The 15,604-nt window shown below is 65.9% G+C and carries 15 protein-coding genes; 7 read left to right on the top strand and 8 right to left on the bottom strand.

Translation table 11 applies throughout. From position 1 onward, the window contains the following. Positions 1–39: 39 nt before the first annotated feature. The 4 genes from cobT to ACTIFK_RS14265 all read right to left on the bottom strand — a co-directional run bounded on the left by cobT (position 40) and on the right by ACTIFK_RS14265 (position 4,060). The gene (cobT, locus tag ACTIFK_RS14280) at positions 40–1,935 is read right to left on the bottom strand and encodes a cobaltochelatase subunit CobT (RefSeq protein WP_439543747.1); all 1,896 of its coding nucleotides are present in this window, start codon (positions 1,933–1,935) and stop codon (positions 40–42) included. Further along, on the bottom strand, positions 1,932–2,261 hold the full coding sequence (locus tag ACTIFK_RS14275) for a hypothetical protein (protein WP_439543746.1): 330 nt from the start codon (positions 2,259–2,261) through the stop codon (positions 1,932–1,934). The genes cobT and ACTIFK_RS14275 overlap by 4 nt, the downstream gene beginning before the upstream one ends. A 13-nt stretch (positions 2,262–2,274) precedes the next feature. Then, positions 2,275–3,270: a cobaltochelatase subunit CobS gene (gene cobS / locus ACTIFK_RS14270; protein WP_439543745.1), complete on the bottom strand. Its 996-nt coding sequence runs from the start codon at positions 3,268–3,270 to the stop codon at positions 2,275–2,277. A 154-nt stretch (positions 3,271–3,424) separates the two neighbouring features. Beyond that, positions 3,425–4,060, bottom strand: coding sequence for a J domain-containing protein (locus tag ACTIFK_RS14265; RefSeq protein ID WP_439543744.1), 636 nt, complete (start codon positions 4,058–4,060; stop codon positions 3,425–3,427). Positions 4,061–4,159: 99 nt separating this feature from the next. Here ACTIFK_RS14265 and ACTIFK_RS14260 point away from each other — a divergent pair, with 99 nt between their 5' ends. Beyond that, on the top strand, positions 4,160–4,435 hold the full coding sequence (locus ACTIFK_RS14260) for a BolA family protein (protein WP_439543743.1): 276 nt from the start codon (positions 4,160–4,162) through the stop codon (positions 4,433–4,435). On the opposite strand, the gene ACTIFK_RS14255 is transcribed toward ACTIFK_RS14260, so the two are convergent. From ACTIFK_RS14255 to ACTIFK_RS14240, 4 genes are all read right to left on the bottom strand, one after another. Beyond that, positions 4,408–5,571: an NAD(P)/FAD-dependent oxidoreductase gene (locus ACTIFK_RS14255; protein ID WP_439543742.1), complete on the bottom strand. Its 1,164-nt coding sequence runs from the start codon at positions 5,569–5,571 to the stop codon at positions 4,408–4,410. The genes ACTIFK_RS14260 and ACTIFK_RS14255 overlap by 28 nt on opposite strands. Before the next feature lie 86 nt (positions 5,572–5,657). Further along, positions 5,658–6,989 (bottom strand): HlyC/CorC family transporter, encoded by a 1,332-nt coding sequence (locus ACTIFK_RS14250; protein ID WP_439543741.1) that lies wholly within the window; start codon positions 6,987–6,989, stop codon positions 5,658–5,660. 81 nt (positions 6,990–7,070) lie between these two features. Further along, positions 7,071–8,222, bottom strand: a complete 1,152-nt coding sequence (aroB, locus tag ACTIFK_RS14245; protein ID WP_439543740.1) for a 3-dehydroquinate synthase — start codon at positions 8,220–8,222, stop codon at positions 7,071–7,073. Between the two features lie 46 nt (positions 8,223–8,268). Further along, positions 8,269–8,787 (bottom strand): shikimate kinase, encoded by a 519-nt coding sequence (locus ACTIFK_RS14240; RefSeq protein ID WP_439543739.1) that lies wholly within the window; start codon positions 8,785–8,787, stop codon positions 8,269–8,271. Positions 8,788–9,078: 291 nt separating this feature from the next. On the opposite strand from ACTIFK_RS14240, the gene ACTIFK_RS14235 reads away from it, so the two are divergent. The 6 genes from ACTIFK_RS14235 to ACTIFK_RS14210 all read left to right on the top strand — a co-directional run bounded on the left by ACTIFK_RS14235 (position 9,079) and on the right by ACTIFK_RS14210 (position 15,498). Next, positions 9,079–9,225, top strand: coding sequence for a hypothetical protein (locus ACTIFK_RS14235; protein WP_439543738.1), 147 nt, complete (start codon positions 9,079–9,081; stop codon positions 9,223–9,225). A 66-nt stretch (positions 9,226–9,291) separates the two neighbouring features. Then, entirely contained in the window at positions 9,292–11,010 is a 1,719-nt protein-coding gene (locus ACTIFK_RS14230; RefSeq protein ID WP_439543737.1) for a hypothetical protein, read from the top strand. 208 nt (positions 11,011–11,218) lie between these two features. After that, a complete protein-coding gene (locus ACTIFK_RS14225; RefSeq protein ID WP_439543736.1) occupies positions 11,219–12,166 on the top strand; it encodes a site-specific tyrosine recombinase XerD in 948 nt (315 codons plus the stop codon). A 222-nt stretch (positions 12,167–12,388) separates the two neighbouring features. After that, the gene (locus ACTIFK_RS14220; RefSeq protein ID WP_439543735.1) at positions 12,389–13,372 is read left to right on the top strand and encodes an acetyl-CoA carboxylase carboxyltransferase subunit alpha; all 984 of its coding nucleotides are present in this window, start codon (positions 12,389–12,391) and stop codon (positions 13,370–13,372) included. 190 nt (positions 13,373–13,562) lie between these two features. Further along, positions 13,563–14,579 (top strand): L,D-transpeptidase family protein, encoded by a 1,017-nt coding sequence (locus tag ACTIFK_RS14215; protein ID WP_439543734.1) that lies wholly within the window; start codon positions 13,563–13,565, stop codon positions 14,577–14,579. A 64-nt stretch (positions 14,580–14,643) separates the two neighbouring features. Beyond that, positions 14,644–15,498: a L,D-transpeptidase family protein gene (locus tag ACTIFK_RS14210; RefSeq protein WP_439543733.1), complete on the top strand. Its 855-nt coding sequence runs from the start codon at positions 14,644–14,646 to the stop codon at positions 15,496–15,498. Positions 15,499–15,604: the final 106 nt, after the last annotated feature.

Raw genomic sequence — 15,604 nt, 5'->3', positions numbered from 1 at the left:
ATCCCATCGCAGACCCTAGACTATGTATGTGACGCAGACTTAAGGCGCTTTCGCGTTGACCCGGCGGGGCCGGCGACGCCCTGCGTTCGGCTGGGCCTTCGGTTCTTCCTCGAACAGCTCGACGAGCTTGTCCGTCATCGCGCCGGCCAGCTCACCCGGATCCGAAATCGTCACCGCGCGCGCGTAATAGCGGGTTACGTCGTGGCCGATGCCGATGGCAATGAGTTCGACCGGGGAGCGGGTTTCGATCTCCTCGATCACCTTGCGCAGATGCTGCTCGAGGTAGCTGCCGGAGTTCACCGACAGCGTGGAATCGTCCACCGGCGCGCCGTCCGAGATCATCATCAGGATGCGGCGCTGCTCCGGGCGCGCCATCAAACGCTGGTAGGCCCAGGCCAACGCCTCGCCGTCGATGTTCTCCTTGAGGAGACCTTCGCGCATCATGAGCGCGAGCGACCGCTTGGCGCGGCGCCAAGGGGCATCGGCCGTCTTGTAGATGATGTGGCGCAAGTCGTTGAGGCGGCCGGGGGCTGCGGGCTTACCCGCGGCGAGCCAATCCTCGCGCGCCTGTCCGCCCTTCCAGGCGCGGGTCGTGAAGCCGAGGATCTCGACCTTGACGCCGCATCGCTCCAGCGTGCGCGCCAGGATATCGGCGCAGCAGGCCGCAACCATGATCGGGCGGCCGCGCATCGATCCCGAATTGTCGAGCAGCAGCGTCACGACGGTGTCGCGGAAATCGGTGTCGCGTTCGCGCTTGAACGAGAGCGCGTGCATCGGGTCCGTGATGATGCGGGTCAGACGCGCGGCATCGAGCGCGCCTTCCTCCAGGTCGAAATCCCAGGCGCGGTTCTGCTGTGCGAGGAGGCGGCGCTGGAGGCGGTTGGCCAGGCGCGCGACGACGCTCGCGAGCGCCTTCAGCTCCTTGTCGAGGAAGGTGCGCAGGCGCTCCAGCTCCTCGGGCGTCGAGATCTGATCGGCGGCGACTTCCTCGTCGTGGGCGCGGGTATAAACCCTGTAGCCAAAGTGCTCGGGATCATCGAGCACCGAGGTGTTGGGACGCCACGGCTCGGTGGCCTCGATCATTTCGGGGTCCCCATCGTCGCTCTCGAAATCATCGCGATCGGGAAGCTCGGCGGCGCTGGTCGACTCACCAGCCTCGCCTTCCGTCTTGTCCTGCTCCTGGTCCTGCTCGCCGCCCTCGGCGCCGTCCTCTTCGCTCTCGGCCTCGGCTTCGCCGCCGAGCGGCTCCTCCTCGGTCGTTTCCTCGGTGTCTTCCGACTGGCCCTCGGCGAGGTTTTCGGCGAGGTCGAGCGACTGCAGAAGGTCGCGGACGAGCCGGCCGAAGGCTTCCTGATCCTCGGCCATGTCCTTCATGCGCCGGAACACCTGTTCGCCGCACTGCTCGATGTGCGGGCGCCAGACGTCGACCAGCGCGCGTGCGGCGGCGGGCGGGGCGCGTCCCGTCAGGCGTTCGCGCACGAGCAGCGCCAGCGCGTTGCCAAGCGGAGCGTCGGCGCGGTCCGAAATGCGGTCGAAGCGGCCGTGGCCGTATTCGTCCTCGCACTTGGCGGCGAGATTGTCGGCCATGCCGCTCATGCGATTGGCGCCCACCGCCTCGACGCGGGCGCGCTCCATGGCCTCGAACACCTCGCGGGCGGGACCGGCGGGCGGCGCCAACTTCCGGTGCAGGCCTTCATCGTGGCAGGCGGCCGTGAGCGCGAGGCTATCGGCCCAGCCGCGCAGGACGGCGATCTCGCCCGCGGTCGGCATGCGCGAGGGCTCGGCCAAGCGCACCACTTTGCCTTCAAGCGCGGGCTTGCCGCCGCCGTACGTGACTTCGATCTCGCCGTCGCCGGCGATGGCGCGCACGGCGAGGCCGAGCACACGCTTCAACGGCTCGGACGGCGCTTCCTTGCGTTTCGGATTTTGCGTCATAGAGACTTGCCGCGCTCGCGCCGGAGAATGCGCTTCCATTCCTTGTCTTCGACCAGTTCGCGCGCTTCGGTGTTGCCTTGACGAACTTTAAGCAACGCGAGGGCGAGGCCCATCAGCGCGCCGGAGAGGGCGCCGGCAAGAGTGGCCCACGTCTCGGAGCTTCCGGGAACGAGAAAGAGGAGCAAAATGGCGAATACCACCGATCCCAGCGCCGCGCCCACCGCCGTCATCAGGGCCGAGAACAGGAGCGCCCCGCGCCGGTCGGTATAACCGGCGGCGATCAGTTCCTCGCGACGCTCGCGATCCTCATCCATGGCGGCAGACACCACGCTTCCCGCCTCAGCCGAGCGCAACGTTGGCCGCGCTCTCCGGCAACTCTTCTCCGAACGAGCGCTGATAGAACTCCGCAACCAGCGGGCGCTCAAGCTCGTCGCACTTGTTCAGGAACGTCAGGCGGAAGGCGAAGCCGATGTCGTTGAAAATCTCGGCGTTTTCCGCCCACGTCATGACGGTGCGCGGGCTCATGACGGTCGAGAGGTCACCGTTGATGAAGGCCTGGCGCGTAAGGTCGGCGACGCGGACCATGCTGGAGACCGCCTTGCGCTTGGCCTCCGACTTGCCCCACGACTTCACTTTCGACAGGACGATGCGCGCCTCGTCGTCGTGCGGCAGATAGTTGAGCGTCGCGACGATCGACCAACGGTCCATCTGGCCCTGATTGATCTGCTGCGTGCCGTGGTAGAGGCCGGACGTGTCGCCGAGACCGATGGTGTTGGTGGTGGCGAACAGGCGGAAGGCCGGATGCGGGCGAATGACCTTGGATTGGTCGAGCAGCGTCAGGCGGCCCGACACTTCGAGCACACGCTGGATGACGAACATGACGTCGGGGCGGCCGGCGTCGTACTCGTCGAACACGAGCGCGGTGTTGGACTGCAGCGCGAACGGCAGGATGCCCTCGCGGAATTCGGTGATCTGCTTGCCGTCCTTGAGGACGATCGCATCCTTGCCGACGAGATCGATGCGCGAGACGTGGCTGTCGAGGTTGACGCGGATGCACGGCCAGTTGAGGCGCGCGGCGACCTGCTCGATGTGGGTCGACTTGCCGGTGCCGTGATAGCCCTGGATCATGACGCGGCGGTTGTACTTAAAGCCGGCCAGGATCGCGAGCGTGACCTCGCGATTGAAGAGGTAGTCCGGATCGAGGTCCGGCACGTGGTCTTCCGCCGTGGAGTAAGCCGGGACTTCGAGATCGGAATCGATCCCGAACACCTGACGAACCGAAACCTTCATATCGGGGAGGCCAGCGGCCGGAGCAGTGCTTGTTTGCGCGCGCATTGAGACCCTAAAATCGGCAATTGAAGCATCCGAGGCATGGTTCGGACGGGCTGGTTCAGGGCGCTCAGGTCTTCGCCAATGGCAAAGCGGCCCAGGGTGGTTTGGCGGAGGTCCGATCCGGCATAGCAAGCCGCCGGCTCGCCGTCGTCCCGGCTCAGACGAGACCCGCCTTCTTCAGATAGTTATAGGCTTGGATAATTTCACGCAATGTGTCCGCAGACCGCGTGTCGCCGCCGTTCGCGTCAGGATGGTGGCGCTTAACCAACTCCTTGAACCGCGCCTTGATTTCGGTCTTCGACGCGGTCTCGGTCAGGTGGAGCTGATCCAGGGATTTGCGCTCGATCGGCTTCAGGACGCGACGGCGCTCGACGGGTTCCTCGCGGCCTTTGCGCGCGGCTTCGGCAAACAAGCCGTGCGGATCGTGCTCGTTGAAGCCTCCGATCCCGGCCTGGCCTCCGGTTTTGGTACCCTCAGTGGTGCCGTGCGCCCACGAGTTCGCACCCACCTTCCAGGTCGGCCGGTGGCCCGTGATGGCGTCCTTCTGGAAGTCGCTCACCTCGGCATCGCTCATGCCGTCAAAATAGTTGTAGGCCGCGTTGTATTCGCGCACATGATCGACGCAGAACGCGAAATACTCGCCATCGCGGCCACGGCCCATCGGCGCGCGGTGGGGAGCCGGGCGGTCACACCCCTTCCACTGGCAGCGGGGGTACTGTTGCTTTGACTTCTCATCGGCCGCGCGTTTAGGACCGACGCGGATCGAATCGAAGTATTTCGAATTGAGTTTCATGGCTGGGATTATGGTCCGCCCGACCCTGCGGCACAAGCCGCACGCGGCAGCGGAGTTGCCACATCTCGATCCGCCCGCCTCTCAATGAAAGGACGTTCAATGTCTGCGGAAGCGCGCCTGCGCGAAAAGCTCATGATTGCCCTCGAACCGACCCGTCTCGACATCGTGAACGAAAGCGAATTGCACGCGGGGCATCGCTCGTCGCCGGACACCGGCGAGAGCCATTTCCGGATTCTCATCGTCTCACCCCGTTTTGCAGGCGTTTCGCGCGTCGGCCGCCATCGCATGGTCAACGAGGCGATCGCGGACGAGCTTTCGGGCCGCATCCATGCGCTCGCGCTTTCGACTTATGCACCCGGCGAAAGCGTGGGCTGAGGCCGCGTCTCTGCCGCCCCGTTGCGCATCAGTTTGGCCTCGAACTCGGCAAAACTCAGGCCCTTGCCGCCGCGCCTGTGAAAATAAACATGTTGCGCGAGCCAGCGCATCGGCGGCAGCGCGAGCGCCAGGTCGATCAGCGGATTGGGCGGGGCCATGTCGAGCGCGGTGCGCATCAGCTTCTTGGCGGCAAAGGCGGGAAGCTCGGGCGCCAGGGCGACGGGGGGCGGGGCGCCCAAATCCTGCAGGTGATCGGCGATAAGCTGCGCCGAGCGCCGGCCCAGTTCGAACGCGAGCTTGATGCCGCCGCCGGTTGCGGGAGAGACCTGCCCGGCCGCGTCGCCGACGAGCATTACCCCATCCGTCGACCACGGGGACACGAGGCCGCCCGCGGGAATCCGGCCCGACCGGCGTTCGACGGCACGCGCCTCGGAATACCCGAAGACCGGCTCGGTCGCGGCCAGGAAGCGTTTGAGATCCGGCCGGCGGCCGGGACCCACAGCCAGGCCCGCCTGCGTCACGGATGGCCCCGCCGCCACCCAGCCCAGGTAGCCGGGCGCGAGCTTGGAATCGAGGAAGCAATGGAGGAAGCGCGGGTCGGCGCGCGTCAGGCCTTCGTATTCCACCTCGATGCCGGTCAGAAACCGCGTGTTGCGGCCGAGGCCGAAGGCGCGCGCCACGGCCGACCGGGCGCCGTCCGCTCCAAGGATATAGCGGGCCGCGATGTTGAGGCCGTGAAAGCGAAACACACCAGCCTCGCGCGAAGCGCCTTCAAAGCGCGCGCGATAGAGAATTTTGGCGCCGGCGCGCATCGCTTCGTTGGCCAGCCAGCGCAGCACGTTCGCCGTGTCGGTGGTGAGGAAGAAGCTGCCCGGCGCAAAAAGATCGATCGAGCGGCGGCTTGGGGCGTAGAGACGCACCCCGTGGACGCGCCGCGTCAGCGTGTGCGGAATGTCGATTTCGTCGGCCGCTTCCTTGACGAGGACACCCGTGGTGGCAACGCGATGGCCGGCTTCGGGTTTGGCATCCAGCACTGCGACGCTGAGGCCGCGCATCGCCGCCGTCCGGGCGGCAACCAGCCCCGCGAACGATGCGCCGACGATGACAAGATCATAAGGACGGGCCGTTTCCTGCATCCCAACTCTCCGCAAGCTGACAGGGGAGAAGTCTGGCGAGGGATTATGGCGGCCTCACGCTGAATTCATGATGATTCAGCCGACAATCATTTATGTTCGATCGCGGGCGCCGTTCCCCGGGCGGCGGGCTTTCCCAGCGTCGTCGTCTCCTGAGGGCCGAGCCGTTTGATGCGCACGGCCGCGATCTTGTTGCGGCTGCGGCGCAGGATTTCCATGCGGTAGCCGTGGAACGTGAACACCTGCCCGGGCTCCGGGATCATCTGGGCTTCGTGGACCACGAGGCCGGCAATGGTCGTCGCCTCGTCGTCGGGCAGGTCCCAGTCCATCGAGCGGTTGAGATCGCGTATCGGGACCGTGCCGTCGACGTTGATCGTGCCGTCGGTTTGGGGGCGGATCTGAAGGTCGGCGGTGTCGTGCTCGTCCGTGATCTGGCCGACGATCTCTTCCAGGATGTCTTCGAGCGTAATGAGGCCCTGCACCTCGCCGTATTCGTCCACGACCATCGCCATCTGGGCGTTGCGCTTCAGAAACTGCTGCAGCTGGTCCTTCAGGGTGGTCGTGTCCGGAACGAACCATGGCTCGGCGGCGATGCTCATGATGTCGAGCTTGGAAACGTCCCAATTGGAGCGCGCGAGCGCGCCGAGCAGATCCTTGGTGTTGAGCAGGCCGACAATGTTTTCCGGCTCGTCCTTCCAGATCGGCACGCGCGTGTACTGGGAGCGCAGCACTTCGTCGATAATCACCTGGGGGCTTTCGGCGGCGTCGAAGGTTTCCATCTTGGTGCGATGGATCATGATATCGCACACCTCGAGCGTGCCGAGATCCAGCACGCCACCCAGCATGTGCGCATCGTGGCGGGCAACTATGCCCTCCTTCGTCTGGAGATCGATGGCGCCGCGGATCTCCTCGCGGGCCGCAAGAATGTTGGCCCGGTCGTCCTTGTCGGACGGCGTAAAGGAGAGGATCCAACGAACGACCAGCTCGATGGCGCGCGTCGCCGGACCAAGCACAGCGATGAGCACCCGCATCAACGGCGCGACGAACAACGCGACGCGTTCCGAGTAGGCGAGCGCGTAGGTCTTCGGCAGCACGGCTGCGAAAATCACGATCAGCAGCGTCACGATGGCGGTGGCGTAGATGACACCGACCTCGCCCACCATGCGGATGGCGAGGGTGGATGCGAGGCCCGCCGCGAGGACATCGACGAGCGTGTTGCCGATGAGAACGGCGCCGATGAACTTCTCCGGCGAGGCCAGCAACCTGTTGACGAGCTTCGCCTTGGGGTTGCCGTCCAGTTCCAGCGCGTGGATGCGCGCCCGTGAGGCCGCGGTGAGCCCGGTCTCGCTCAAGTTGAAGAACGCGCTCATGGCGATCAGGACGATGATCGCCAAAATCAGGAGGCCGATTTCGAGAGTCATTTACCTACCAAACGGGCTCTACCAAACGAACGTGGCCGGATACCGAGATACTCACGTGACAATCCAGATTTTCGCGAGCGTCTAGGCGGCTTCGATTTCGCGTTCCAGGAATGCGCGGACGCTTGCCTCGTCGATGTCGCGCGAGACGAACGCCTCGCCAATGTTGCGCACAAGGATGAACGTCAGCCGGCCATCCTTGACCTTCTTGTCCTGGCCCATGAGGCGCACCAGCTCATCGGCGCTGGCCTTGCCGCCGGGAATATCCGAGATGCGCGACGGCAGGCCCACCGCCTTGATGTGATTGCCGACGCGTTCGGCCGTTCCCGCGGGGCAGAGGCCGAGGCTTTCCGAGAACCGGAACGCCAGGCACATGCCGATGGCGACGCCCTCGCCATGCAGGAGGCGATCCGAATAGCCGGTCCAGGCTTCGAGCGCGTGGCCGAACGTATGGCCGAGGTTGAGGAGCGCGCGGTCGCCGGTCTCGTGCTCGTCGCGCGCGACGATGGCGGCCTTCGCCTTCACGCTGGTCTCGATGGCCGTCACCAGCGTTTCCTGATCGTAGGACAAGATGCCGTCGTGCGCCTGCTCCAGCCAGCCGAAGAAGCCGGCGTCGCCGAGCAGGCCGTACTTCGCGACTTCGGCATAGCCCGCGCGCATTTCCCGCGGCGCGAGCGTCTTCAAAACGTCCGTGTCGGCGATCACCAGAGACGGCTGATGGAAGACGCCGATCAGGTTCTTGCCCTGGGGCGTGTTGATGCCGGTCTTGCCGCCGACGGAGCTGTCGACCTGGGCCAGCAGCGAGGTCGGGATCTGCACGAAGCGCACGCCACGGCGCAGGACGCCCGCGGCGAAGCCGGCCAGATCGCCGATCACGCCGCCGCCGAACGCGACCACGAGATCGCCGCGCTCCAGACCCAGCTCGAGCAGGCGCTCGCAGAGGGGCGCCAGTTCGCGGAAGCTTTTCGTCGGCTCGCCGGGTTTCAGAACGATGGAGCCCTTGTGGCGGCCCTCGGCGCGCAGGCTCGCTTCGAGAGCGGCGAGGTGATGATTGGCTACGTTTTCATCCGTGACGATGCCGCAGCGCGCCTTGCCCAGCCGGCCCGCGATGAGCCGGCCCGCCTCGGCGAGCAGATCCGGCCCGATCAGGACGTCATAGGCGCGGTCGCCGAGCGGGACATTGACGGTCCGGCTCGCGCGCGTCGTGGCGGCCAGGGAGTGGGCTAGGGTCGGCATCGGGCGTTCATCTTCTCAGCTACAAGTTCTGCGGCATCCACAGCTATCAGATCGACGGGGATTGCGCCAACGAGGGGTGGTTCGCGACCGCCGTAATGATCTCCGACACGATGGTGTCGTGCGGCACGTCCCGGCTTTCGACCGTGATGTCGGCTTCGGCATAAACCGGGTAGCGCGCGTCCATCAGGCTGCGCATCACGCCCTCGGCGTCTCCTTTCAGAAGCGGGCGCGTGTCCCGCTTGCCGACCCGGCGCAAGAGCACGTGCAACTCGGCACGCAGCCAGATCGACAGCCCGTCCTCGCGAATCTTGGCGCGCGTATCGGCCATCATGAACGCGCCGCCGCCCGTGGCCAGCACCTGCGGGCCCGCCGACAGCAGGCGGGCGATGACCCTGGCCTCGCGGTCGCGGAAAAAGGCCTCGCCGTGGTCATTGAAGATTTCCTTGATCGACTTCTGCGCGACCCGCTCGATTTCCTCGTCGGCATCGACGAATGGGAGGCCCAGCCTCGCGGCCAGCCGCTTGCCGATGGACGACTTTCCGCAACCCATCAGCCCGACCAGCACGAGCGACCTCCGCCCAAGCGCCCGGCGCACCGTTTCGATCGTATCCTTTTCCTGGTCCATCCCGTATCTGTCTTCCGGCCGAGGTTCGTGCGTCACGGATCACGTCACGGATCTGGCGCCGCCGCGGGCCATTGCGTCTTACGCGCACTCATACTTCAAGTTTGGCCAGTTGCCAAAAATGCGGCGCAATGTTCTCTCTTGCTGGCGCAATGTTCTCTCTTGTTGAGGATATATCGGTGGTTGCGTTGCTATTTCCGCTCCGCCGACAAACTGATCGGGACATCTTTCCCCATGCCCAGTCTTTTCCGCTTCCTCATCTCCACCGGCTCGCTGGTGGCGCTGGTGTCGACGGGATTGTATGTTCTTGCCCACCAGTTCGAGCCAGAACGGCACGAGGTGGTTAAGGTCGTGCCCGGCGTCAAAATTCGCAAGCTGTGACGAGCCACCGATGCGCCATGAGCCACCGATCATGATCCCTGCAAGAGCATGAGGGTGTCCGGGCCGATGCGCGCGCAGAGCCATTTCGCCTTCGTGAGCGTTGGCCGCACCGTTTCCTTGCTGGCGCTTGCCGCCGCTGCCGGGCCGTTGCTCGGCGGTCCTGCGCAAGCCGGCGGTTCGACCTTCTCGCGTGAAGACCTCGCTCCGCCCGCCGCGTCTGAAGATGCCGCGCGCGGCGTGATCCGCGAAGAGCTGGACCCCGTCATTTCTCCCGACGGCTCGGGCTTGCCGTACGAACTCTGGAGCGGGCTTTCTCCCGACAAGCTTGCCGAGGCCATCGCCCAGCTCGAACTGCCGCCGCGCTCGCGCACGTTGAACGGGCTGTGGCGGCGCTTGATCGCATCAGATGTCGCGACGCCGGGTGCCAGCCCCGCGCGTTTCACGGCGCTGCGCGTGGAAGCGCTCGACCAATCCGGCCTGATCGAAGAGGCAGCCGCCGTGCTCGCGCGCGACGCGGCCGCGGGGAAAGATCCCCTGCTGATGGCGCTCGCGGCGCGCAGCGAGATCGGTCTCGGCAATGCCGAACGAGGGTGTGAAATCGCGAAGGGCCTGCTCGCGGTCCGCTCGGCGCTGCCGAAACCGATCCAGGCGGATGCGCTGCTGATCAGCGGGTATTGCGCGCTCGTGCGTGGAGACGCGGACGGCGCCGCCTTGCAGGCCAGCCTGCTGCGCGATCTCGAACTCTCGACTTCGGCCGGCGCCGATCTTCTCGACGCCGCGGCGGCCGGGGTCGCGCCCGGTATTCCCTCCGGCGTCAAGCTTTCGCCGCTCGACTACCGGATCGGCGCGCTGAAGGGCGGCTTGGAGCGCGACAGCTTGATCAAAGCAGCGTCACCGGCGTTGCTGGCCGCGCTCGCGCACGATCCGCGCACGGCCCCGGATGTCCGGCTCGCAGCGGGTGAGGCGGCGGCTCAGCTTCATATTCTTGCGCCACAGGGCTTGCTGCCGCTCTACCGCGCGCCGGGCGCGGGCGGAGACGCGGGCACCATCGAGCGGGCGACGCTTCTCAATTCTGCCGAGCACGAGCGCACGCCCGTCAAAAAAGCGCGCCTCATCCGCGCATTTCTCGACGAGGCCCGCCGCGTCGGTCTCTACTGGCCGGCCCTGCAGCTGATGGCGGATCCGACCCAGTCGCTCGAACCTGTGCCCGAGATCGGGTGGTTCGCGGAAACGGCCATCGAGGTCAGCATTGCGTCGGGAAATTTCGACGCGGCGCGCCGGTGGGCGAGCTTCAGCGGCTCGTCGGACAGCCTGAACCCGGCCGCCCCGCAACCACTGGCGCATTGGATCGTGCTGGCCGATCTCGCCGACCCGTCTGCGGGCGCGGATCGCGGCGGCGGCCTCGCGGCCGTGGAAGCGATGACGCATGCCGGCCGCTTCGATGCGGGACTGCTGCATCGGCTGACGACGGCGCTCGATGCGCTCGGCATGTCCGTGCCGATGGCGCTGTGGGACCAGGCCAGCCGCACGCCACAACCGGCCGGCGGTCACCTGCCGGACACGGGCGTGCTGTCGGAACTGGCGGAGGCCTCCCGCAAGAAGGAGTTCGGCCGAACGGTGCTGCTCGTGCTGCGCGCGATCGGACCGTCTGGCGCGGAAGGCGCACACATGATCGCCTTCGGGGATTCGCTGCGCGCCCTGAAGCGCGCCGGCCTCGACGCGGAAGCGCGGCAACTGGCGGTGGAGGGATTGTTCGCCGCCTGGCCGCGCGCGGTCAGCCAATGACGACGATCCGAGAGGGATGGGACACCTCATCTTTCCCCTCCCCATCTCGCCGGAGGCGAGCCTCCGGCTCGACGTGGGGAGGGGTTAGGGGTGGGGGGAACCCCAACAACAACCGTTCTGCAATCCCCCCCTCCTATCCTCCCCCACCAGGGGGGAGGAATGCCCGTGATACTTGCGCGGATCCCTCCCTAGTCTGTAGGGACCAATCATGAGCAGCGACGACCAGCGCCATGTAACGGCCTTCCTCGAAATGATGGCGGCAGAGCGCGGCGCGGCAACCAACACGCTCGATGCCTATCGTCGCGACCTTGCCGATTATCTCGCCTTCCTCGACCGATCCGACGCGAGCGTGACGGCAGCGGAGAAGGCCGACGTGTCACGCTATCTCTCCGAGCTTTCGGTGGCCGGTTTGAAGCCCGCCTCGCGCGGGCGACGGCTTTCGGCCGTGCGCCAGCTCTACAGGTTTCTCGAAGCGGAAGGCGCCGTGCGTGAAAGTCCGGCGGACGGCATCGCCGGGCCGGGCAAGGGACGCCCGCTTCCGAAAACGCTGTCCGTCGACGAGGTCGACCGGCTGATCGAGGCGGCGTCGCACGCGACGGACGGCCTCAGCGGACGCGACCTCGTGCGCGCCGTGCGCCACCACTGCCTGCTCGAAATGCTGTACGCGACGGGATTGCGTGTCTCCGAGCTGGTGTCGCTTCCTCGAAGTGTGCTGAAGGGCGATCCGCGCCTGCTCACCATTCGCGGGAAAGGCGGGCGCGAGCGCCTCGTGCCACTCAACTCGAAAGCCCGCACTGCGCTCGACCGCTATCTCGCGCTCGGCTCTCAGCCCGAGGACGGCGTGGCGGCGGTGGTCGCGACGCGTTACCTCTTTCCCTCGCGCGCCGAGGAAGGCCACCTCACGCGACAAAGGTTTGCGCAGGACCTCAAGGAGACCGCCGTCGCCGCCGGGATCGACGCGGACCGCGTCTCGCCGCATGTCCTGCGGCATGCCTTCGCAAGTCACCTTTTGGACCGCGGCGCGGACCTCAGAACCGTGCAGAGCCTGCTCGGCCATGCCGACATCTCGACCACTGAAATCTACACGCATGTGCTGGAAGAGCGCCTCAAGCGGCTCGTGACCGAGCATCATCCGTTGGCGAAGGACGGGAGCTGACCACCCCAGCGGAACGCCCAGCCTGTCCATTCGGCGTGCTTCGGGGCTGAAACTGGCGGATTTTCCGGGATCGGCCGTCCGGGCCGCCACCGAGGACGGCCTGGCGCTTCGTTTACGAAGAAACGGGCAGGGGTTGACAGAAAATCGGCGGAAGGGTCAACGTGCCCCGACTTTCCAATATTTCCGACCGAACGCAGTCCCGCGGCAGGATGAGGCCTATCCTTGGAACCTACGAAGTCTGATCGCCCGATCGCTGTAAGAACCTATCTCGATTTCGAGAAGCCCATCGCCGAGCTCGAGAGCAAGGTGTCCGAGCTCAAAGCGCTCGAGGGCGGCGAAGGCGTGTCGATCTCCGAGGAAATAAAAAAGCTCGAGCAGAAGGCCAAGGCGGCGCTCGTCGACACCTACGGCAAACTCACGCCGTGGCAGAAAACGGCGGTGGCGCGCCATCCGGAGCGCCCGCACTTCCTGGATTACATCAAAGAGCTGATCGAGGACTTCACGCCGCTCGCGGGCGACCGCTATTTCGCCGAGGACGAAGCAGTGATGGGCGGGCTCGGCCGGTTCCGCGGCCGCTCGGTCGTCGTGATCGGACACGAAAAGGGCTCCGATACGGAAGGGCGCATCCGCCATAACTTCGGCATGGCGCGTCCCGAGGGCTATCGCAAAGCCGTGCGCCTCATGGAGATGGCCGACAAGTTCGGGCTTCCGATCATCACGCTGGTCGATACGGCCGGCGCCTATCCCGGCATCGGCGCCGAGGAGCGCGGACAGGCCGAGGCCATCGCGCGCTCGACTGACAAATGCCTCGCGGTCGGCGTTCCGATCATCACCGTCATCATCGGCGAGGGCGGGTCCGGCGGCGCGGTCGCGATCGCGTCGGCGAACCGCATCCTGATGCTCGAGCATTCGATCTACACCGTGGCCTCGCCGGAAGCGGCAGCCTCGATCCTGTGGCGCGATTCCGCCAAGGCCATCGACGCCGCCACGAACATGAAGATCACGGCACAGGACCTCGACACGCTCGGCGTGATCGACGTCATCATCCGCGAACCGGTCGGCGGCGCCCACCGGGACCGCACGCTCGCCATCCAGACGGCCGGCGACGCCATCGCCAAGGCGCTGGCCGAGTTCGACGACAAATCTCCGGTCGAGATCAGACGGTTGCGGCACGACCGCTTCCTCGACATCGGGCGTCAGTTGTAGGCGCGCCTCACTATCGCACAATCGACGTGTCACCCGGCCTCCACAGCTTGCTGGCCGTAACGACGCCGTATTCCGCTGGCACGCTTGACAATCGCGCCGTCACACTGAAAAAATTGGGAAATCCGTAACGTTAATGAAATCTTTACGGGTTCGGACGGATGGTCGTTCGTATGCGCCAGGGGGAAAGCGTGTGCGTCTAAGCATCCTCGCTGACAGGATCGTCTCTCGACTGAAGCTCGCGCTCTGCGCCGGGCTCGTGGGTGGCGTGCTGGCCGCGTGCGGCAGCCTGCCCGAGATCCTGCCTCCCTCCGAACAGCCTCTGGCTCCCGAGACCGTTTCGCTGCTCGGCAAGAAGGGCATGAGCACCAGCGCGCCGATCTTCGTGCGGATCTTCAAGGAAGAGTCCGAACTCGAAGTCTGGAAGATGCGCGACGACGGCCGCTTCTACCACTTCAAGACCTATCCGATCTGCAATTGGTCCGGCGCCCTTGGTCCCAAGGAGGTGCAGGGCGACATGCAGGCGCCCGAGGGCTTCTATTCGATCTCCGAAACCCAGATGAACCCGAATTCGAAGTTCTATCTGGCCTTCAACATCGGCTACCCCAACGCCTACGACCGCGCGCACGGACGCACGGGCGAAGCGCTGATGGTGCACGGCAAGTGCAAGTCCGCTGGCTGCTACGCCATGACCGATGCGCTGGCCGAGGAAATCTACGGTCTCGCGCGCGACGCCTTCCGCAGCGGACAGACCAGCTTCCAGGTGCACGCGTTCCCATTCCGCATGACCAAAGAGAAGCTCGACCGCTTCAAGAAGCACAAGTGGTACACGTTCTGGTCGACGCTGAAGCAGGGCTACGATTTCTTCGAGATCAACCGCGTGCCGCCGGCCGTCGCCGTCTGCGAGCGCCGCTATGTCGTCAACGCCGTGATGACGGCCCAGCAGCGCATCGATCCGCTCGGGCGCTGCCCCACGTTCCTCAGGCCGCAGCTGCAGCCGTTCTCGCCGCGCCCGTCGGACGGGACGCTCGCGTCCGAACGCATCACGGTGCCGGGGCCCAAGACGCGTGACGCGACCGAAGTCGCGGTGACGACGACGCGGGACCAGGAGACGTTTGCAAGCTCGGAGAGTGGGTTCTCCGAGACCGGCGGGCTGCCCGATACGCGCGCCATGCTGCCCGGCGCCTCCGCGCTCGGCTACAATCCCTAGTGACTCAACCCCTCGTGACTCACCCCCCTGTGACGTCGTGAGCAAAGAGCGCAGGCCATTCGCTGTGAGAGCTTTGAAGGCCGGTTTCCGCCTGATCCTGTTGCTGCTGATCGCCGTCCCCGTCGTGGCGGGCGTCTACGCGCTTGCCCGCCCGGTCGAGGCGGAGCGGGACTGGATCGGCCTGCAGAGATACTGGCGCGTCACGGCCTCGCGTTTCGGCATCCCGCTGCCGGGCACACCCGATCTCAGCGACCTCAACGGCCGGCTCGCCGCGCATGGCGTCTCCGCCGGCGATCCGGTTCTGCTTCGCATCTTCAAACGCGAATTCGAACTCGAGCTTTGGCTGATGCGGGATGGCCGCTTCCACCGCTTCGCCACGTATCCGATCTGCAAATGGTCGGGAGAACTCGGGCCGAAGATCAAGACCGGCGACCGGCAGGCGCCCGAGGGCTTCTACACCGTCGACAAGCAGGCGCTCAATCCGAACAGCGCCTGGCACCGATCGTTCAACCTCGGCTTTCCGAACGCGTTCGATCGCGCGTCCGGGCGGACGGGATCGTTGCTGATGGTGCACGGGGGCTGCGGCTCCATCGGCTGCTATGCCATGACGAACCCGGTCATCGATGAAATCTGGCGCCTCGTGACGGCCGCGCTCGGCGGCAAGCAGCCGCGGTTCCAGGTCCAGGTGTACCCGTTCCGGCTGACGGAGAAGAACCTCAGCCGTCACATCGCCTCGCCGCAGCACGCCTTCTGGACCAGCCTGAAGCCTGGGTACGACCTGTTCGAGGCCAGCCAGACGCCGCCCAAGGTCAGCGTGTGCGGGAAAAGCTATGCCTTCGCGCCCGGCGGTGAGGGCTACGATGGCAGCGGCCCCATCGAGGCGGGCTGCCCGGCCGCGCCGCCCCCCGCCGCCCCCTAGGCCGAACCGGCCGGGGGCATCCGACGCGCGGCACGTTATCCACACGGCTCTGTTTTTCGAGCGGGTTCGCGCCGGCAAGACTGAATTATCGATAAAATACAGCTAT

Origin of the sequence: Hyphomicrobium sp., from assembly GCF_051860585.1 — a bacterium.
Lineage (GTDB): Bacteria > Pseudomonadota > Alphaproteobacteria > Rhizobiales > Hyphomicrobiaceae > Hyphomicrobium_C.
This window is presented reverse-complemented; position numbering and strand designations above follow the sequence as displayed.